The sequence below is a fragment of the Sulfurimonas sp. genome (assembly GCF_028713515.1).
Classification (GTDB): Bacteria; Campylobacterota; Campylobacteria; order Campylobacterales; family Sulfurimonadaceae; genus Sulfurimonas.
The window spans coordinates 296,580-314,390 of sequence record NZ_JAQTOD010000003.1 but is presented as its reverse complement, the minus strand read 5'-3'; the positions used below and the strand labels follow the sequence as shown (position 1 = coordinate 314,390).

Genomic DNA, 17,811 nt, shown 5'->3' with positions numbered 1-17,811 from the left:
TGATTTTCAAGTTATTTTCTTCTATAATCTTTGAAGTATCTTCTGTAACAATCGTATAGAGAACATCTTGTAAGCCCAATTCTTCTATCACTTTCCCAAAAGCACTTACTTCTCTTTGGTAGGTTTTTGTATCTTTTAGCGTTTTTGTCAACAAAAGTATCATCTGGATTATCTAGCATAAATTCAGGAATGATTCTTTTAGGCTTTCCCATTTTAGATATCCATTCTCAAACTTTATGTTTCATATTATCAATCTATCTTGACTATTATCAAACTTTCTTATTTTTTACATCTATTTTTATATAAATATGAAGTATCTCAATAGCGGCTGGGGTTATGCCGCTTATCTGTGAAGCTGCTTGAAGTGTTGGCGGGTTGAATTTTTCTAGTTTTTCGACAATCTCTTTACTTAAACCGCTAACGCTTCTAAAATCAAAATCTTGCGGGATTTTTATTTTGAGGTATTTTTTCATATTTTCTATCTCTTGACTCTGCATGATGATATATCTTGCGTATTTGCCCTCGACTAAAATCTCCTCTTTTATATACTCATCATAATGTGAAAGTTCAGGGGCTATTTTTATCATTTTTTCAACATCAAAGCTCTTTCTTGCGACTAGCTGCTCTGCTGTAATGCTATCGCTGATTTTCTCTTCGCCCATACTCTCTAAAAGGGCTATAAACTCTTTGTTTGGAGTGAAGACTCTCTCGTGAAGTATCTTGGCACCCTCTTGAATCTGCTCATGTTTGAGTCTGACTTTTTCATAAGTTTCATCACTGATGAGTCCTAGTTCGTGTCCATAGTGGCTAAGTCTTGTGTCTGCTGACTCTTCTCTCAAAAGAAGCCTATATTCCGCACGGGAGGTAAACATACGGTATGGCTCTTTTGTTCCTTTTGTCACCAAATCATCTATCAAAACCCCAATATAAGCCTCATCTCTTCGCAAAACGAGCGGCTCTTTTCCTTGTACACTAAGAGATGCATTTATCCCAGCCATAAGTCCTTGTGCGGCGGCTTCTTCATAACCTGTTGTTCCGTTAATCTGCCCTGCCAGATACAAACCGCTGATTTTTTTTGTCTCCAGCGAGTGTTTTAGCTCTCTTGGATCTACAAAATCATACTCTATCGCGTAACCATAGCGAACTATTTTTGCATTTTCCATTCCGCGAACCGAGTGAATCATCTGCTGTTGAACATCTGGCGGAAGCGATGTGCTCATACCGTTTATGTAGCATTCTGTATTCTCCATAGTTTGCGGCTCTATAAAAAGATGGTGTCTCTCTTTATCGCGAAAACGATTTACTTTATCCTCTATACTTGGGCAATACCGTGGTCCTGTTCCCTCAATTTGACCGGTAAAAAGCGGAGCACGGTAGAAGTTGCTCTCTATGATGTGGTGAGTGTTTTCGTTTGTATAAGTTATGAAACATGGAATCTGCTTTTTCGTTTTTCTAAACTCATCACGATTGGTTCTAAAACTAAATGGGCTTGGCACTTCATCGCCACCCTGTTCTTCCATAACAGAAAAATCTATGCTCGAACTGTCAACTCTAGCACATGTACCGGTCTTTAGTCTTCCCATCTCAAGTCCACACGCCTTCAATGACTCACTTAGCCCTACACTGCTCTGCTCGCCAAATCTTCCACCTTGCTGTTGAATCTCTCCGACATGGATAACACCCCTTAGAAATGTTCCGCTTGTGATGATAACTTTTTTTGCTCCGTAACTGTTTAAAAGATTTGTCTTAACACCCTTAACCTCGTTATTTTCGACAATAAGCGACTCCGCCATCTCTTGAACTAAATCAAGATTTGGAGTGGTTAAAATCTTGTTTCTTGCGATTACTTTGTACTTATCCATATCAATCTGAGCGCGACTTCCTCTAACTGCTGGACCTTTTGTGTGATTTAAGATACGAAATTGTATTCCGGCTTCATCGGTTATAAGTCCCATCTCTCCGCCTAATGCATCTAGCTCACGAACCAGATGCCCTTTAGCTAAACCACCAACTGCCGGGTTACAGCTCGTTGCTCCAACATTCTCGGCAAGCATTGAGATCATCAAGGTTCTATTTCCCATTCTTGCACTTGAAAGCGCGGCTTCTACTCCGGCGTGACCACCGCCAATTACTATTACATCATAATTCATTTTAATTCCTTAAGTGATACTACACCCGTTTCTTTAGCCGAATTTTAGCATTTTTGAGTATTATTTGCATACTTATTTCAAAGCCACTCAAAGGTTTCTCAAATGATAGAAGAAGCGCATAAAGCTTATAACAGTCAAGATTTTAAAAAAGCATTAGAACTATATACTATTTTAGCGGGGCAAAACAACGCAGATGCGCAAACTTCTCTGGGCTATATGTACCAAAATGCACAAGGTTGTGATGCGGATGAAAAAAAAGCTCTCCAACTCTATGAGATGGCGGCGAAAGCAAAACAGCCATACGCACTTTTTAATCTAGCTATTTTATATATGAATGGACTTGGTGGCATTGAACATAACCAATTTAAAGCTCATGACTATTTTTTAGAAGCCGCAACGAGAGAGGTTCCTCAGGCGATGTATGAGGTTGCTTTGATGCTAGAGAGAGGTCTTGGGTGTTTGCAAAATTTTTCAGAAGCCGCGTTTTGGTACGAAGAGGGAGCAAAAAGAGGAAACTTAGCCTCTTTTAACAACTTGGGCGTACTATACAAAGAGGGTCATGGGGTTGAAATAGATGAAGCAAGATGCTTTATCTGTTTCAAAAGAGCCGCTGATGGCGGTTTGGCTGAGGGTTATTATAACTTAGGTCAACTCTATGATCAGGGTTTTGGATGCAAACAAGACCACGACAAAGCACTTGATATGTGCAGAAAAGCCGCTTATGCTGGGCATGAAAAAGCAAAAGCCATCATAAGAGGTTTGCAAGAAGACGGTAAAATAGTTTTTTAACAGGAAGAGGAAACAGATGTTCACAGGACTAATTCGCGAAATTGCGACTGTAAAGAGCTTTGCAGGAAGCACGCTTAGTATAAACTCTAAGTACAGAGCAAAAATTGGCGACTCTATTGCTATAAATGGGGCATGCTTAACGGTCATTAAAGTTTCTGATGCTGGCTTTAGTGTTGAACTCTCTCCTGAATCTCAAAAGCATTTAGCGATTGAAAATTATAAAAATGAGGTTCATATTGAGCCTGCCATGATGATGGGAGATAGATTTGAAGGACATGTTGTTCAAGGGCATGTTGATGCTATCGGCGAGATAAAAGAGATAAAAAACAACGGAAACTCTTTTGATGTTTTCATAAAAATAGAGAAAAAATTTATCCCTTACATTGTCCCAAAAGGCTCCATAACTATTGATGGTGTAAGCTTGACTGTAAATGATGTTTTTGAAGATAGTTTTAGGCTCACAATAATCCCACACACCATGAGAGAGACACTCTTTAAGAACTACAAAAAAGGCTCAAGAGTAAATATTGAAACCGATATGTTTGCGAGATATGTAGCCCACATAATCTCTCATAAAAAAAATCATCTTAGCTGGGATGAAGTCGAATCAATAACCGCTAGGTATTAATCAACCAAAAATGCAAAACAAAGCAGCTGCACTAAAATACGATAAGGCAAATCAGGGTGCACCAAAAGTCATAGCCTCCGGTAAGGGAGCTATTGCAAAAAAGATCATCGAAAAAGCAAAAGAGTTTAATGTACCGATATTTGCAAACGAAGCGCTTGTGAACTCTCTGGTTGATTTAGATATAGACCATGAGATACCTGCAGAGTTATATAAAGCTGTTGTAGAAGTCTTTGTTTGGCTTATGAAAAATGAAAAAAAATACAACAATGAAGCATAAAGTTTTAAAAGATATTTTTGGGCACAATAGCTTTAGAGAGCTTCAAGAAGAGGGCGTTGACGCTATACTAAATGGGCAAGATTTGCTTATGATACTGCCAACTGGTGGGGGAAAATCTCTAGTTTATCAGCTTCCAACTATGCTTATGAGCGGCATAAGCATAGTTGTTTCACCTCTGATTGCCTTGATGCAAGATCAGGTTGCCTCCCTAAAAGCTCAACAAATCAGCGCTGATATGATAAGTTCAGCGCAGAGCCGTGATGAGGTTGATGAGATTATCCAAAGAGCTTATGACGGCGAGTTAAAATTTCTCTATCTCTCACCCGAGAGACTAAACAACCAATCAACTATAAATATGCTGCGAGAGCTAAATATAAACTTCTTTGTCGTGGATGAAGCTCACTGTATCTCGCAATGGGGTCATGAGTTTAGAGATGACTACAGAGCACTTGGAAATCTAAGAGAGAATTTTCCTAAAACAGCTATTTGCGCATTTACTGCAACAAGCACAAATCTTGTAACAGAAGATATATTAAGAGAGTTGAGAGTTGAAAATCCGCTGCTGCTTAGAGGTAAAATATTTCGTAAAAACATCTTCATCTCTCTGCAAAGAAGAGTTGGCGGTCAATACGACCAACTAAAAGCTTTTTTGAGTCGCCACAAAAACGAGAGCGGAATCATCTATGTTAGCTCAAGAAAAAAAGCCGAAGATGTGAGCATATATCTAAACATGAACGGATACAAATCACTTCCCTATCATGCAGGACTTCCAGCTCACATAAGAGAACAAAACTTTAAAATTTTTGTAAATGATAGAGTAAATATTATGGTTGCAACAATTGCTTTTGGGATGGGTATAGACAAAAGCGATATCCGTTTTGTAGCCCACATGTCACTGCCTAAATCCATTGAAAACTACTATCAAGAGATTGGACGAGCTGGCAGAGATGGCGAGGACTGCGAGGTTCTTCTGCTTTTTAATGCGGCCGATAGCATCCAACATAAAAGATTTTTAAGCGACATCATAAACGCTGATTATAGAGAGCATTTGGGTCAAAAGATAGATCAAATCTACAAATACGCAACAAGTGAAATCTGCTTTCATAAGCAGTTAGCGGAGTATTTTGATAACTCATTAGATGAGTGTTCTGATAGATGCGACAATTGTATAGATGATAGCGCAAAGAGACAAAGCATCACAAAAGAGGCGCAGATGATACTTAGCGCCATCTACAAAACCAACCAAAACTTTGGAAAAAACTATATTATTGATGTTTTAAGAGGTTCCAAAGAGCAGAAGATTTTAGCAAATGGCGCAGACGAGCTATCTGTTTATGGTATTGGGATGCATCTTGGTAAAAAAGAGTGGTTTGTTATACTTGAGAGACTTTTAGAGTTGAGGATTTTGGATGTTGGAGAATTTAGTGTTTTAAAACTAACAAACAGCGCCATTGATATTTTAAAAAATAAAAAAGAGGTTCTTATAAAATCTTCAAGACTTCAGATTGAGGTTAAAGAGAAAAAGATAAAAAGAGATAGTGAACTTGAGTATGATGAGGCATTATTTGAGAATCTTCGAGCAAAAAGAGCTGAGATAGCGACTAAACTAGGGGTTCCAGCATACATAATTTTTTCAGATAAAACACTAAAAAACATCTCAGCAGATAAGCCAAAAGACAAAACAGCCATGCTTATGGTAAATGGTATCGGAGAGAAAAAATTTGAGCAGTTTGGCGAAGCATTTTTAGAGGTGCTTACCAAACTAAGCTAATAATTTAAGCGCGCAGTCAACCTAGTTTGACACAATCCCGCAAAGAGGCAATCTCTGGATTGCATCTCATTTTATGCTCTACATCAACAAATGAAAATTCGCCAAGCAAAGAACGAGATGCAACAGTTGAATCCCTAAACCCATCTCCACTGTTCAGATAGAGAGTAAATCCATTTTCAAATAGAGCAATTCTTGTTGGCAGAGAGATAGAGTAGGTTGTTAAGATACCATCTTTTTTCATCGCTTTTGCAATATCACTAAAATACTCCAAAGTCCAGAGTGTTGGATTTGCACTTGGCGAGAATGCATCTTGGTAAACTATGTCAAACTTATCTGTAAATTTAGTGATATATTCCCGTGCATCGCCTAAAAACAGCTCTATGAACAGCTGTTCATCTTTGTAATAACCATTTTTTATTAGCTTAACTATAATCTCTCTAAGTTCTTCAAACTCTTTGGGATAGATGAAGTTTTCAAGTGAGTTTATAAGCTTAGCATCTAGCTCTGGAGAATAGATATTTAAGCGACAGGAGAGAGAGTTTTTCTTTACAAAATAGATTGTTGCGAGAGTGTTAAATCCCAAACCAAAGCAAATATCTAAAATATTTATCTCATCTTGGTGCATCTTTACTTTAAAAGCTGGAATTACATGTTTATTTAGAGACTCATTTAGCGCGCCATCTTTTGTTGAGTGATAGTGTTCGTTATACTCTTTAGAAAAAGCGGTATAGCTTCCATCATCACTAATTGTGGTTATATGAAAATCTGTGTCTAACATAATAGTTCCAATAGATAGAGAAATTATAAAAATTAAAAGGTGGGGATATTTTGGATAAAAAGATCTGTTTTAAACGCAACAAAAGTTGCGTTTAATAGCTAAATTACTTAGCTAGTGCTGCTTTTGATGCTGCCACAACTGCGCTAAACGCTGCTGCGTCATTCATCGCCATTTCAGCAAGAATTTTGCGGTCAAGCTCGATGCCAGCTTTGTGAAGTCCATTCATGAAAGTTGAATAGTTCATTCCATTTAAACGAGCGCCAGCATTTACGCGAATAATCCATAGTTTACGGAAATCGCGTTTTTTCTGCTTGCGATCACGGAATGAGTAGTACATTGAGCGCTCTAACTGCTCTTTAGCTTTTCTGTAGTGTTTACGACGACCACTATAGAAACCTTTTGCTAATTTTAATATTTTTTTGTGTCTTCTTCTACGAACAACACCAGTTTTAACTCTTGGCATATTTTTCCTTTTTCTTTACCCAGCCACTTATTGTTGTGCTCAGGGTGCCATATCTATGATGGACTTGCCCAATTATAAATTGGAGATTTACAAATAACTATTTACTAGTTAATCATAGCCTTAACATTTGCTGCATCAACTTTAGCAATCACTTTTGGTGTTTTGTTTGCGCGACGAGTTCCAGCATCTTGTTTTGTTAAAATGTGGCTTCTAAACGCTGTACCGCGCTTAACAGTACCATTTTTCTTAACCTTAAAACGCTTTACTGCGCCTTTTACCGATTTCATTTTAGGCATCGATTGCTCCTTTGACAAAATTCTCTTAGAGTACAAAATGTACTTTGAGGGCGCGATTATACCGAAATAATTATAAATTTTTGCTACAATTTGCCTATGAAATCAATAACACATATAAACAACGCACTCTCAGACCTAGACAAAGAAGTTGAAGCAATTCTTATGAATATGGCGCTTCCATTAAATGAAAAAGATAATCAAATGCTACCTTTACTGCAACAAAAGAGAGTTTTAGCTCAAACGCTAGAGGATTTGATATATCTTAAAAATAATCCACCAAAACCAAATCAAGCGTGCGGAATATCTAAATACAGAAAAGATTAAATCATTTATTGATTAGCTACGAAAAATAGTTTATTTTTTATACTAAGAAATTCTATCTGGGTTTAGTGAAATTATAATTTGAGGATTTTTAAGAAAGACTCCCCTCCAGATACCTGCGGCACATAATAAATCAAGGTGTGCTGCTGTATTCCTACCCTGACACAATATCTCAAAGATACCATTGCACAGGTCTAAAGGGAAGCAGTGGAATTATAACTAGATTTTTTTAAATTCTAGTTAAATATTAAATAAAAAAAACTACGAACGGATATCCAATTTATTGTGGGTTTGCAACTGTGTTGAATTCAAAAAATCTATATTTTTCTTGAGCTGAATCATTGTCATTTTTGTCTCATTTTTTAATTCTTGAATGACCTTTACAGCTTCAAGTAGGAGAAACTGCGCTCTTTGCGCCTCATCAGCATCGTTTGATTCAAATGGAGAACCAAGCAAATCTTTCAATGCATTTTCATCTCGTTCAATGATTGCAATTTGAAGCCTTTCAAGCCACACTGTTTGTCTCTCTCCAAGCCTCTAAAAGAGATTTAAACACATTGTTTACTTCCTCTAGTTTATCAATATCATTGCCCATGTTAGCAAAAGTAAGTAATTGAATCTGATAATTATAGAGTCCCTCTAGATAAAGAGAGATGTCACCTTGCGACTTATCTAGTATCATCGCAAGTTCTGATATTATAGCAATCGAACGATTTATCCAGTAAACTTTTTTCTCTAAGTTTTCATCTTTTATTGCTTTTTTAGCCTGTGCGTTAAAGCGCAAAACGCCCTCATACAGCATCTCAATCAGCTTTGCCGGCGATTCTATTCCTAGATTGTTTTGTGCATAAATGTTATAAGCTGTGTTACCATACATAATAAATCCTTCATTGTTTCCTAGTGAGTATATCGGCAGGAATTTTATTTTGTTAATATAAAATTTGGGAACAATAATTGTTTGTGTCCTTTAAAGTTAACAAAACTTTGCCGATATTGTTGTGTATGGTTTTTTATAAAAGGATTTATTATGAGTGGAACTATAAACTCACTAGGAATAGGCTCTGGGGTTTTAACCGCAGATGTTATTGATAAGTTAAGAGCCAATGATGAAGCTAATATCATCAAACCTATTGATGACAAAATTACTTTAAATACACAAAAAACACAGGCATCTACTTTACTCACTAGCTTGGTTTCTTCTTTTAAAACCAGCGTAAGTGCTTTAGATAACGACACTCTTTACCAAAAGCGCACAGTTACGGGCAGCAACGATGGGGTAAGTGTTAGTGCTCTCTCTGGAAGTCAGATACATGATTTTTCATTGGAAGTTACCAGTATCGCAAAAAAAAGCGTTCTAAAATCTGGTGATTTCGCTTCAACTACAACAAATATAGCTAGTGGGGATGGAACTTTAAATCTCAATATTGCTGGCACCAACTACAAAGTTGACTATACTAGCTCAACTACACTTGGTGATTTGAAAGATAAAATTAATGATATTGCTGGAAGCAAAATTGGTGCAAGTATTTTACAAACTAGCGCAAACACTTACAATCTTGTACTTACTTCTAAAGATACAGGGAAAGATCAGACAATTTCGTTAAGCGATCTTAGCGGAAATCTCACTGGCGGCTTGCTTGAAATGCCAAGCGTAAGCACAGGGTCGTTTACTAGTGCGTCATCTACTCTTGCCAGTGGAGGAACAGCAGGTGATACAATAATCTCAGTTGATGGGGTATCCTATAATTTTGCTTATAGTGCCTCCAAAACTCTTCAACAATTAGCTGATGACATCAACAATCATGCCACACTTGGCACAAAAGTATCTGCCAGTATTGTGCAAAATGGGACTAATGACTACAAGATGGTACTTACGCCAAAAGCTGGTGTCTCTTCATCGATTACAATTAGCGACTCAGCAATAAATGCAGGACTTACTTCCTCAATAAAAACAACTGCAGCAGCCGCTAACGGTCCAGTAACAACTGGGCTATTTTCAGGGGCATCTGCAACTATTGCTAGTGCCGCTACTTCTGGAAACACCGACATTAATGTTAATGGAGTGGTTTACTCCTTTGCGTATGATGACACAACTACCCTACAAGGTCTAACAGACAGTATTAATAATGATGTCGCAGGCCTAGGAGCAATGGTTACTGCAAGTATTGTGCCAGATGGAACTTCATTTCGCATGGTATTGGCTCCAAAAGTAGCTCTTACAGCACCCATTACAATCGCTGATTCATCAGCTGGTCTTGCAGCCGAATTAACAACAACAGTACCAGAACCGGGCAGTGTAGAGACTGGTTCTTTTGCAGGAGTTAATACTGCTATTGCAGGCAGTGGAACTTATGGGTTTATGAAGATTAATATTAATGGGACGGACTACTCTATTGGTTATAATGACACAACTACCCTACAACAATTAACTGATAACATTAATGCTGACACAACCCTTAAAAATTTAGTTACTGCTAGCATTATAGATGATGGGGCGGGTGGTTTTCGTATGCAACTTGTTCCCAAAGTAACTACTGGTCCAATAACCATAGGCGATATAGTGCCACAAATAACTTCAACAACCACCAGCACTGGAGGCATGAGTGTTATTCAAGATGCAAAGGATGCTTCATTTAAATATGATGGTATAGCTATGACTCGTAGTAAAAATACAATTACCGACATAGCAACTGGTCTTACTGTAAATTTACTAAAGGATGGTGGAAGTGCCAACATCTCAATTACTCAAAATCGTGATCAAATTTCAACCGAAATAAAAGGACTTGTAACTAGCTACAATACCCTCATAAAACAACTTGCAGATATGACCGGAAGCAACAGCGAAGCCAAGACCGCTGGAATCTTTAATGGTAATAACAGTATTAGAGGTATCGGTCGGGAGATTACTAATTTTATTACATCTACTGACTCTAAAGGACGATCTTTTTTACAGTATGGCATTGATATCGACAAAGATGGAGTAATGACATTTGATGATAGTAAATTTTTGGAAAAAATGAATGCAGCTCCAGATGATACTGAGGCATTTTTTAGTGGTAAAACTACAATTACAAGCGCAGAAAAAACTGTTACAGGCGCTTTTGCTGGAACTAGCAGTCTTATTAGTGACGGTATTAATGGCGGAACAATGAATATAAATATAGGAGATACAGGATACAGTCTAGCATATAGTGCCACAACAACTCTTCAACAGATGGTAGATTCTATTAATGCCAATACATCATTAAACACCAAAGTAACTGCAAGTGTCGTAAAGTATAATACTTCTGATTACAGAATGGTTTTAACACCTAAAGATTCAACCATTGGGGAACTTTTTACTATTACTGACAGCGTTGGCGGCGGATTGCTATCAAACATAAAATCAACCAGTTTCTCTCCAGAGACTTCTACGACAGATAACGGTCTTTTTACATTTTTAAATGATTTACTAAAAGGTTACACTAACACTAATGGGGTTATAGACAGCCTAAATACTTCAACAAAAAACAGTGCCGCATCTTTAACAGCAGAACGGTCAAAGAACATGAAGTCGCTTGATGCTCGCTACGAAGCAATGAAAGTAAAGTTTGCTTCTTATGACCTTCTTATAAACCAAGCAAACTCAAATTTTTCATCTTTAAAGATGATAATAGATACTTCAACGGCGACCAGCAAATAATTTTAGCTCCCTCCTATAAAAGTGAGACAACTTTATAGGAGCAGAAAATTGATTAGTTAATTTTAAATAGAAATTGCACTTATTTTTTAAAATTAATGTAATAAGTTTTATGTTTAGTTAAATTCTTGAAAGAAATAAAAGAAAGAAAATCCAAAAAAATATTTTGGTTTTATGGGTGGTGCGGATGAAAAGACTCGAACTTTCACACCTTGCGGCACCAGATCCTAAGTCTGGCGTGTCTACCAATTTCACCACATCCGCACATTTGTCTAATAATTTTTACTTTTAAAGTAAAGTGGTGCGCTCTTCAGGATTCGAACCTGAGGCCGATGCCTTAGAAGGGCATTGCTCTATCCAGCTGAGCTAAGAACGCATTCATTATAATAATGGTGCGCCCGATAGGATTCGAACCTATAACCGTCGGATTCGAAGTCCGAAACTCTATCCAATTGAGCCACGAACGCCACTATATTTTATATTTTATTATTAGGTTTTACATTTTTTTATTTAATTATGGGGTGGGATGCGGGGCTCGAACCCGTGACCCCCGGCACCACAAACCAGTGCTCTAACCAACTGAGCTAATCCCACCATATTAAAAACAATTAAAATAAAAAATGGTCGGGGTGAAAGGACTCGAACCTTCGGCCCCTTGGTCCCAAACCAAGTACTCTAACCATACTGAGCTACACCCCGACCTACACGATAAACAGCTATTAGACTGGTTAACGAGGCGAAATTATAGTCAGTTACAATTAATATGTCAATAGTCTAATCATAAATTTTTAAAAGTTACTAAAAATGAGATTAAGATTAGTTTGTTACAATTCTTTAACTTAGCATTTGAGGTAAATTTTGAGCGAATTTTTTAGTAACATAAATTCTTTTTTAGAAGCAATTCTTTTTTTTGATATTCTGTTTGGTTATGTCGATGGAGTTAAACTTCCTTTTCTTGTTGCTTGGCTTATTTCTGGAGGGGTCTATCTTACAATTTTAACAAAATTTATAAACCTTAGAGCCATGAAACACTCTTTTGACATACTTAGAGGAAGATATGACACAGAAAAAGATGTTGGTCAAATCTCATCTCTTGGAGCATTAACAACTGCCCTTAGTGCTACTGTTGGTCTTGGCAATATAGCAGGTGTTGCTCTTGCAATTGGAATAGGTGGTCCAGGAGCTACATTCTGGATGATAATTGCTGGTTTTTTAGGAATGAGCCTAAAATTCACAGAAGTAACACTTTCAATCCAATACAGGGAATTCCTAAAAGATGGAAGCATTATGGGCGGTGCCATGGAGTATCTCTCAAAAGGATTGGCACAAAAGGGATATGCCAAATTTGGGAAAATCCTCTCTCTTATTTTTGCAGTTCTTATGATTGGTGGTGCAATTGGTGGCGGAAACACTTTTCAAGTATCTCAAGCGCTAAGCGCCGTCTCTCAAGAGATACCATTTTTTGCTCACTATCCCATAGTTTTTGGAATCATAATCGCGATTTTAGTTGGTTCTGTTATTATTGGGGATATCAAAAGAATTGCATCAACCACTGAAGTTCTTGTTCCTTTTATGGCGATTGTCTATATTGGTGCTTCAATCTGGATTTTAGGATATCATTTTGACAAAATAGATGATGCATTTAGTATAATTTTTCATGAAGCATTCTCTGCAAGTGCGGTTTATGGCGGTACTCTTGGCGCCATCATACAAGGATTCCAAAGAGCTGCTTTTTCAAATGAAGCAGGTATTGGCTCATCCCCAATAGCACATGCCCCGGCAAAAACAAAATATGCAATCAGACAAGGTCTTATCGCACTATACGAGCCATTTATCGACACTGTTGTTATATGCACGATGACGGCACTTGTTATTGTGATTACTGGTGTTTATGCTCACGACGGGGCATATATGGCACTCATAGAGGCAAAACAAGGCGCTGCCTTAACGAGCGTAGCATATGGAACAGTTATTTGGTGGTTTCCTATCATTTTGACAGCAAGCATATTTATGTTTGCTTTTTCAACTCTTATCTCTTGGTCATATTATGGAGAACGCGCTTGGGTTTATCTTTTTGGCTCAAACTCATCTATGATATATAAACTGATTTTTCTCTCACTTACAATCATTAGTACAGTTGTTAATACCGGCGTAATGGTTGATTTTAGCTCTATGCTATTTTTAATGATGGCGCTACCTAATATTTTAGGACTCTTTATTCTTAGTGGAGATGTTAAAACACAGCTTAATGTCTATATGGCAAAACTAAAAAGCGGGGAACTTGACGCGGAGGCGATAAGATGAGTGCGATAGAGCAAAAGTGTAAGAATCTTCTACTGCAAGAGGGAATTGACATCAACTCTTCAATAGGGTTTGTTGTAAACGGCGAGACACATACTCTTACATTTGGTTATATTTTAGAGACTTTTATGATGGCATCCGATGAGTCGCAGATTGTTTTTTTAACTGCACTTGAGAAGTCACTTAATGCCAAAGATATGGGAGTTGATAAATTCTTTGAGGGAATGGGGCAACTTCTACTTATGACACATCTCTCAAATAAAATTGAGATTTAGTGTCAAAGATAGATATAACTTTTTAAAACTGTATCATCCCGTTTATTGGGCTTGACGCCGTTGCATATGGTCGTTTTGCGATTCGTCCAGAGAGATAACTCATTCGCCCAGCAATTACTGCATGTTTCATTGCTTCTGCCATCATTATTGGGTTTTGCGCGCCGGCAATTGCCGTGTTTGTAAGTACGCCGTCAGCTCCAAGCTCCATAGCATAAGCCGCGTCACTAGCACACCCGATGCCAGCATCTACTATAACTGGAACACCAACCGCCTCACGGATAAAAACTATATTGTAAGGATTTTGAATTCCTAAACCACTCCCAATAGGCGCAGCAAGAGGCATAATAGCGTGAGCTCCTGCATCTTCGAGTCTTTTTGCCATGATCGGATCATCTGAAGTGTATGCCATAATAGTAAAACCTTCACGAGCCAAAATTTCGCAAGCCTTAATAGTTTCCAAAACATCCGGATAGAGAGTTTTTAAGGTATCGCCGATTACCTCAAGTTTTATCAAATCAATCCCCGTTGCCTCACGAGTTAAACGAAAAGTTGTTATCGCTTCCTCTGCAGTAGTACATCCAGCAGAGTTTGGTAAAAACTTTACATTTGTACCTTTAAATGTGTCTCGCAAATTTTCTTTATCTGGGTCTGTGATATTAAGCCTACGAACAGCTACCGTAATTAGTTCGCTTCCACTTGCAAGAGTTGCCTCTTTTGTTGTTAAAAAATCTTTATATTTTCCACTTCCAACAATTAACCTAGAACCTAATTCGTACTTTCCAATTTTTAGTATATCTTTCATATTATTCCTTATTATCTGATATTACACACCAAAACAAATTTTTCAAAAATGTAAGGTTTGTTATTATTTAAGTTTACCAATTCCGCTTATTAACTCATCTGGAGTGAGCGAAAAATCAACTCCATCATAATTTTTACTCAAAAGAGCGTGAGCCAAAGAGCCGTTTATCGCAGAGTCTAATGGTGTATAACCCTGTGCCAAAAGTGCGCCAATAAGCCCACTTAAAACATCCCCGCTACCACCTTTTGCAAGAGCAGAAGTTCCGTGCGGATTTACAAAAAAATCGCCATCTTTACCAATTATTACATTTGCACCTTTTAAGAGCAGTACTGCTGTTGGAAACTTAGCGCAAAATTTCTCTGCATAAAAAAAACGATTTTTCTGCAAAACCTCAACACTTATATCTGCAATATTTGTCATTTTTAAAAGTGAGATAAACTCTTTTGGATGTGGCGTTAGAACAACGCTTTGTCTCTTTAAAATCTCTAAAAGAATCGGCATATAAAAAATATCCGCATCTCCGATTAGTGGAAGATTGTTATCTAAAAATTTATCTAACTCAATTATACTAAATTCCTCTCCAAGCCCCATGCCAATAGCTAATGCAGTGCTATTTTTTGGTAACTCATGAGAATACATCAGTGTGTGCGGAATTTGTGGATTCTCATACCCAACAAGCGTTACTAGCCCACTTCCAAACCTTAAAGCACTCAAACCACTGATTACACCGGCTCCAATTTTACTCCCTGAGGCTATTGCCAGATGCCCATAGTTCCCCTTGTGAACATCTTGTTTTTCTCTATTTGGAAGTTTTATATCACCTAAATCAAGAAGTCTCCAGTTGCTTTTTGTCTCATAAAAACTCCTAGAAACCCCAAGATCTATAACTTTTATTTCCCCTATTCTCTCTTTTGTTTCATCTAAAAACATACTCTTTTTTAAAGCACCCATTGTTAGTGTGACATCTGCTTTAAAAACCCAAGCCGATGGAATATCGCACGCTATTTTAAAAGCTTTTATTTGGTTCATTTTCTCAATAAGAATGCTTAATTCTGTGCTTAATTCCCCACCAAAACCAGTCCCAAAGATTGCATCCACCAAAACAGCACAATCCTCAATCTCTCTGCACTCTCTAACACCTATACTCTTAGCTCGTTTCTCTTGAAGAAGTGCCATTGCTGATTTTGGCTTGTTTGCGTAAAAGATAGAAACGGCATAATCTCCATGCAAAATCCTAGCAAGAGCCAAACCATCGGCTCCATTATTTGAGGCTCCGCAAACAACTATTATTTTTGAATTTTTAGGAAAATTCTCTCTGATATAAGCAGCCATGCCACCCGCGGCATGTTCCATAAGCAGATCCTCACTTAAGAAAAACTCCTCATAACATCTTCTGTCTAGTGATACTACCTCGTCAAAAAGATTTTGCACCCCTACTCCTCGATCTTGTACTCATCTATCTGCACAAAATCGCTCTTTATATCGCTAAAAGCGAGTGTTGGATGAGCTGTTCTATACTGAAAAAAGAACTTATTTTTTGATAGTGTTTTTAGTTTTGCTGTGTTAAAATAGTTTAGGTTTGAGCATTTTCCAAGATAAAGATATGTAAAAAGCAGTTTTATCTGCTGGCTCTCAAAAGTGCTATGAGGCTGAGCTAAAAATGTAAATCCATATTTTTTTAGATTCATAAAGCCCAACATATAAAGTAAAAAATCCTCAAATTTTGTATAAAAACCATTTAAATTTTCTATATCATGAAAAAAGTAGTAGTAGTTATCTATTAACTCTTGCTGTGTGATTACTTGAGATAATCTACTTCTTATATCTCTTTTATTTGAGAAATAGTTTGGATTTGTTGCCATATAAATATGTTTTTTCTCAGAAATTAACTGCTTAAATTTAGCGTCAAACTCCTCACTCTCTTCAAATCTTATGTAGTTGAAATACTCATCTTTGTATCTTATCTCAATATCCTCTTCGTTTGAATCTGCAAAATCCATATAGAGCGTTGCTACTCCGCTATCAATTGCAAAATTTCTTATCCTGCACGCTAAATTTGTTTTACCAGACCCTTCTTCTGCTAAAATCAGCGTGTTATAGCTCAAAAATCTTTTGTCTAATTTATGTACATTAATACTTGTTGTGCACTTTCCTAGCTTGTCTCTCATATTAATCCTTGAAACTATTTGTTGATTATTATACCAAATTCAGTACAATAGATATAAAATGTCATACAACACACAAAAAGGAATCTTTATGTATAAAAAAATAGCCCTCTCAGTCGTACTCATAACCTCTTCTCTTCTTGCTTCTAGCTTAGTTGATGACGCAAAAAAAGCTGGTCTTGTGGCTATTCCTAGCTCAAAAGCCGCGCTTATGAAGTTAATTGATAATCCAAAAAACCCTATAACCGGCAAAAAAGTTGAGCTTGGCAAAAAACTATATTTTGATCCTCGTCTATCAAAAAGTGGTTTCATAAGTTGTAACAGTTGCCACAACCTAAGCGAAGGTGGCGACGATGGTATTTCAGCCGCTATTGGGCATAAGTGGACCGCAAACCCTCATCATCTAAACTCGCCAACAGTTTATAATGCAGTATTTTTCTCATCACAGTTTTGGGACGGCAGAGATGCTCATCTAGAAGCGCAAGCGCAAGGTCCTATCCAAGCTGCTCCAGAGATGTCTGCAACACCTGAACATGTGGTTGCAGTTGTGACCTCTATGCCTCAATATGTGAAGGATTTCAAAGATGCTTATGGCAAAGATGTAAAAATAACTTTTGAAAAGGTAGCAGATACTATCGCTACATTTGAGAGAGTACTTGTTACTCCATCGGCTTATGACGACTTTTTAAATGGCAAGAAAAATGCACTTACAAAAGAACAAAAAGCTGGGCTAAAAACATTTATAGATAAGGGTTGTGTAACTTGTCATACTGGAATAGCTGTTGGTGGCGAGATGAATGCGTTTAATGTAACTGGCACTTATAAGTTCCAAGAAGTTGGTGATTTTAGAGGGAACAAAGATGGTCTAGTAAAAGTACCAACACTAAGAAATATTACTCAAACGGCACCATATTTCCATAATGGTCAGTTCTGGGAACTTAAAGATGCTATAAAAGAGATGGGTAGAATCCAACTCGGCACAACTATAACAGACAAAGAAGCTAGCGAAATTGAAGCATTTCTAAAGTCACTAGAGGGAAGAAAAAAGACAATCGTACTTCCACAATTACCATCTTCAACAGCGTTAACTCCAAAGTCAGATATAAACTAATTTTT

At 37.3% G+C, this 17,811-nt stretch carries 19 protein-coding genes, 5 tRNA genes and 1 other RNA gene; 9 read left to right on the top strand and 16 right to left on the bottom strand.

From position 1 onward, the window contains the following. Positions 1-11: 11 nt before the first annotated feature. Both PHV22_RS08105 and mnmG read right to left on the bottom strand, forming a co-directional pair. Complete coding sequence (locus PHV22_RS08105) at positions 12-212, bottom strand: hypothetical protein (protein ID WP_295022863.1); 201 nt, start codon at positions 210-212, stop codon at positions 12-14. Positions 213-269: 57 nt separating this feature from the next. Beyond that, the gene (gene mnmG / locus PHV22_RS08100; protein WP_295022862.1) at positions 270-2,150 is read right to left on the bottom strand and encodes a tRNA uridine-5-carboxymethylaminomethyl(34) synthesis enzyme MnmG; all 1,881 of its coding nucleotides are present in this window, start codon (positions 2,148-2,150) and stop codon (positions 270-272) included. 102 nt (positions 2,151-2,252) lie between these two features. Between mnmG and PHV22_RS08095 the strand changes: the two genes are divergently transcribed. From PHV22_RS08095 to recQ, 4 genes are read left to right on the top strand one after another with little or no spacing between them, the layout of a single operon-like run. Then, on the top strand, positions 2,253-2,939 hold the full coding sequence (locus tag PHV22_RS08095; protein WP_295022861.1) for a tetratricopeptide repeat protein: 687 nt from the start codon (positions 2,253-2,255) through the stop codon (positions 2,937-2,939). 16 nt (positions 2,940-2,955) lie between these two features. Then, complete coding sequence (gene ribE / locus PHV22_RS08090) at positions 2,956-3,567, top strand: riboflavin synthase (RefSeq protein WP_295022860.1); 612 nt, start codon at positions 2,956-2,958, stop codon at positions 3,565-3,567. A 10-nt stretch (positions 3,568-3,577) separates the two neighbouring features. Continuing rightward, positions 3,578-3,844: an EscU/YscU/HrcU family type III secretion system export apparatus switch protein gene (locus PHV22_RS08085; protein ID WP_295022859.1), complete on the top strand. Its 267-nt coding sequence runs from the start codon at positions 3,578-3,580 to the stop codon at positions 3,842-3,844. Beyond that, on the top strand, positions 3,816-5,615 hold the full coding sequence (recQ, locus tag PHV22_RS08080) for a DNA helicase RecQ (RefSeq protein WP_295022858.1): 1,800 nt from the start codon (positions 3,816-3,818) through the stop codon (positions 5,613-5,615). Before PHV22_RS08085 ends, recQ begins: the two co-directional genes overlap by 29 nt. 16 nt (positions 5,616-5,631) lie before the next feature. Here the strand turns inward: recQ and PHV22_RS08075 are convergent, their stop codons facing one another. The 3 genes from PHV22_RS08075 to rpmI all read right to left on the bottom strand — a co-directional run bounded on the left by PHV22_RS08075 (position 5,632) and on the right by rpmI (position 7,152). Further along, on the bottom strand, positions 5,632-6,393 hold the full coding sequence (locus PHV22_RS08075; protein ID WP_295022857.1) for an MnmC family methyltransferase: 762 nt from the start codon (positions 6,391-6,393) through the stop codon (positions 5,632-5,634). Between the two features lie 103 nt (positions 6,394-6,496). After that, positions 6,497-6,856, bottom strand: a complete 360-nt coding sequence (gene rplT, locus PHV22_RS08070; RefSeq protein ID WP_295022856.1) for a 50S ribosomal protein L20 — start codon at positions 6,854-6,856, stop codon at positions 6,497-6,499. Between the two features lie 104 nt (positions 6,857-6,960). Continuing rightward, positions 6,961-7,152: a 50S ribosomal protein L35 gene (rpmI, locus tag PHV22_RS08065; RefSeq protein WP_295022855.1), complete on the bottom strand. Its 192-nt coding sequence runs from the start codon at positions 7,150-7,152 to the stop codon at positions 6,961-6,963. 96 nt (positions 7,153-7,248) lie between these two features. On the opposite strand from rpmI, the gene PHV22_RS08060 reads away from it, so the two are divergent. After that, a complete protein-coding gene (locus PHV22_RS08060; RefSeq protein WP_295022854.1) occupies positions 7,249-7,476 on the top strand; it encodes a hypothetical protein in 228 nt (75 codons plus the stop codon). A 99-nt stretch (positions 7,477-7,575) separates the two neighbouring features. On the opposite strand, the gene ffs is transcribed toward PHV22_RS08060, so the two are convergent. From ffs to fliS, 3 genes are all read right to left on the bottom strand, one after another. Then, positions 7,576-7,674: signal recognition particle sRNA small type (ffs, locus tag PHV22_RS08055), an RNA gene on the bottom strand. A gap of 60 nt (positions 7,675-7,734) precedes the next feature. After that, positions 7,735-7,989, bottom strand: coding sequence for a hypothetical protein (locus tag PHV22_RS08050; RefSeq protein ID WP_295022853.1), 255 nt, complete (start codon positions 7,987-7,989; stop codon positions 7,735-7,737). Further along, complete coding sequence (fliS, locus tag PHV22_RS08045; protein WP_295022852.1) at positions 7,979-8,350, bottom strand: flagellar export chaperone FliS; 372 nt, start codon at positions 8,348-8,350, stop codon at positions 7,979-7,981. The genes PHV22_RS08050 and fliS overlap by 11 nt, the downstream gene beginning before the upstream one ends. 150 nt (positions 8,351-8,500) lie before the next feature. On the opposite strand from fliS, the gene fliD reads away from it, so the two are divergent. Continuing rightward, positions 8,501-11,155 carry a flagellar filament capping protein FliD gene (gene fliD, locus PHV22_RS08040; protein ID WP_295022851.1) on the top strand — a complete coding sequence of 885 codons (2,655 nt, stop codon included), beginning with the start codon at positions 8,501-8,503 and terminating at the stop codon, positions 11,153-11,155. A 176-nt stretch (positions 11,156-11,331) separates the two neighbouring features. On the opposite strand, the gene PHV22_RS08035 is transcribed toward fliD, so the two are convergent. The 5 genes from PHV22_RS08035 to PHV22_RS08015 form a co-directional block, all read right to left on the bottom strand. Next, positions 11,332-11,416: transfer RNA gene (locus PHV22_RS08035), tRNA-Leu, on the bottom strand. A gap of 35 nt (positions 11,417-11,451) precedes the next feature. Then, a tRNA-Arg gene (locus PHV22_RS08030) sits at positions 11,452-11,528 on the bottom strand. A gap of 14 nt (positions 11,529-11,542) precedes the next feature. After that, positions 11,543-11,619, bottom strand: a tRNA-Arg gene (locus tag PHV22_RS08025). A gap of 50 nt (positions 11,620-11,669) precedes the next feature. Further along, a tRNA-His gene (locus PHV22_RS08020) sits at positions 11,670-11,746 on the bottom strand. A 27-nt stretch (positions 11,747-11,773) separates the two neighbouring features. Continuing rightward, a tRNA-Pro gene (locus tag PHV22_RS08015) sits at positions 11,774-11,851 on the bottom strand. A gap of 159 nt (positions 11,852-12,010) precedes the next feature. Here PHV22_RS08015 and PHV22_RS08010 point away from each other — a divergent pair. Both PHV22_RS08010 and PHV22_RS08005 read left to right on the top strand, forming a co-directional pair. Next, on the top strand, positions 12,011-13,456 hold the full coding sequence (locus tag PHV22_RS08010; RefSeq protein WP_299946937.1) for a sodium:alanine symporter family protein: 1,446 nt from the start codon (positions 12,011-12,013) through the stop codon (positions 13,454-13,456). After that, positions 13,453-13,728 carry a hypothetical protein gene (locus PHV22_RS08005; RefSeq protein ID WP_295022848.1) on the top strand — a complete coding sequence of 92 codons (276 nt, stop codon included), beginning with the start codon at positions 13,453-13,455 and terminating at the stop codon, positions 13,726-13,728. Before PHV22_RS08010 ends, PHV22_RS08005 begins: the two co-directional genes overlap by 4 nt. Before the next feature lie 22 nt (positions 13,729-13,750). On the opposite strand, the gene PHV22_RS08000 is transcribed toward PHV22_RS08005, so the two are convergent. The 3 genes from PHV22_RS08000 to PHV22_RS07990 form a co-directional block, all read right to left on the bottom strand. After that, a complete protein-coding gene (locus tag PHV22_RS08000; protein WP_295022847.1) occupies positions 13,751-14,530 on the bottom strand; it encodes a thiazole synthase in 780 nt (259 codons plus the stop codon). Between the two features lie 63 nt (positions 14,531-14,593). Then, on the bottom strand, positions 14,594-15,961 hold the full coding sequence (locus PHV22_RS07995; RefSeq protein WP_295022846.1) for an NAD(P)H-hydrate dehydratase: 1,368 nt from the start codon (positions 15,959-15,961) through the stop codon (positions 14,594-14,596). Positions 15,962-15,963: 2 nt separating this feature from the next. After that, the gene (locus PHV22_RS07990; protein ID WP_295022845.1) at positions 15,964-16,698 is read right to left on the bottom strand and encodes an ATP-binding protein; all 735 of its coding nucleotides are present in this window, start codon (positions 16,696-16,698) and stop codon (positions 15,964-15,966) included. 88 nt (positions 16,699-16,786) lie between these two features. Between PHV22_RS07990 and PHV22_RS07985 the strand changes: the two genes are divergently transcribed. Beyond that, the gene (locus PHV22_RS07985; RefSeq protein ID WP_299946933.1) at positions 16,787-17,806 is read left to right on the top strand and encodes a cytochrome-c peroxidase; all 1,020 of its coding nucleotides are present in this window, start codon (positions 16,787-16,789) and stop codon (positions 17,804-17,806) included. Positions 17,807-17,811: the final 5 nt, after the last annotated feature.

Excerpts from the sequence above, each read along its gene's own strand:
- PHV22_RS08105 (WP_295022863.1), bottom strand. The coding sequence starts at position 212 with ATGGGAAAGCCTAAAAGAATCATTCCTGAATTTATGCTAGATAATCCA.
- mnmG (WP_295022862.1), bottom strand. The coding sequence starts at position 2,150 with ATGAATTATGATGTAATAGTAATTGGCGGTGGTCACGCCGGAGTAGAA.
- PHV22_RS08095 (WP_295022861.1), top strand. The coding sequence starts at position 2,253 with ATGATAGAAGAAGCGCATAAAGCTTATAACAGTCAAGATTTTAAAAAA.
- ribE (WP_295022860.1), top strand. The coding sequence starts at position 2,956 with ATGTTCACAGGACTAATTCGCGAAATTGCGACTGTAAAGAGCTTTGCA.
- PHV22_RS08085 (WP_295022859.1), top strand. The coding sequence starts at position 3,578 with ATGCAAAACAAAGCAGCTGCACTAAAATACGATAAGGCAAATCAGGGT.
- recQ (WP_295022858.1), top strand. The coding sequence starts at position 3,816 with ATGAAAAAAAATACAACAATGAAGCATAAAGTTTTAAAAGATATTTTT.
- PHV22_RS08075 (WP_295022857.1), bottom strand. The coding sequence starts at position 6,393 with ATGTTAGACACAGATTTTCATATAACCACAATTAGTGATGATGGAAGC.
- rplT (WP_295022856.1), bottom strand. The coding sequence starts at position 6,856 with ATGCCAAGAGTTAAAACTGGTGTTGTTCGTAGAAGAAGACACAAAAAA.
- rpmI (WP_295022855.1), bottom strand. The coding sequence starts at position 7,152 with ATGCCTAAAATGAAATCGGTAAAAGGCGCAGTAAAGCGTTTTAAGGTT.
- PHV22_RS08060 (WP_295022854.1), top strand. The coding sequence starts at position 7,249 with ATGAAATCAATAACACATATAAACAACGCACTCTCAGACCTAGACAAA.
- fliS (WP_295022852.1), bottom strand. The coding sequence starts at position 8,350 with ATGTATGGTAACACAGCTTATAACATTTATGCACAAAACAATCTAGGA.
- fliD (WP_295022851.1), top strand. The coding sequence starts at position 8,501 with ATGAGTGGAACTATAAACTCACTAGGAATAGGCTCTGGGGTTTTAACC.
- PHV22_RS08005 (WP_295022848.1), top strand. The coding sequence starts at position 13,453 with ATGAGTGCGATAGAGCAAAAGTGTAAGAATCTTCTACTGCAAGAGGGA.
- PHV22_RS08000 (WP_295022847.1), bottom strand. The coding sequence starts at position 14,530 with ATGAAAGATATACTAAAAATTGGAAAGTACGAATTAGGTTCTAGGTTA.
- PHV22_RS07990 (WP_295022845.1), bottom strand. The coding sequence starts at position 16,698 with ATGAGAGACAAGCTAGGAAAGTGCACAACAAGTATTAATGTACATAAA.
- PHV22_RS07985 (WP_299946933.1), top strand. The coding sequence starts at position 16,787 with ATGTATAAAAAAATAGCCCTCTCAGTCGTACTCATAACCTCTTCTCTT.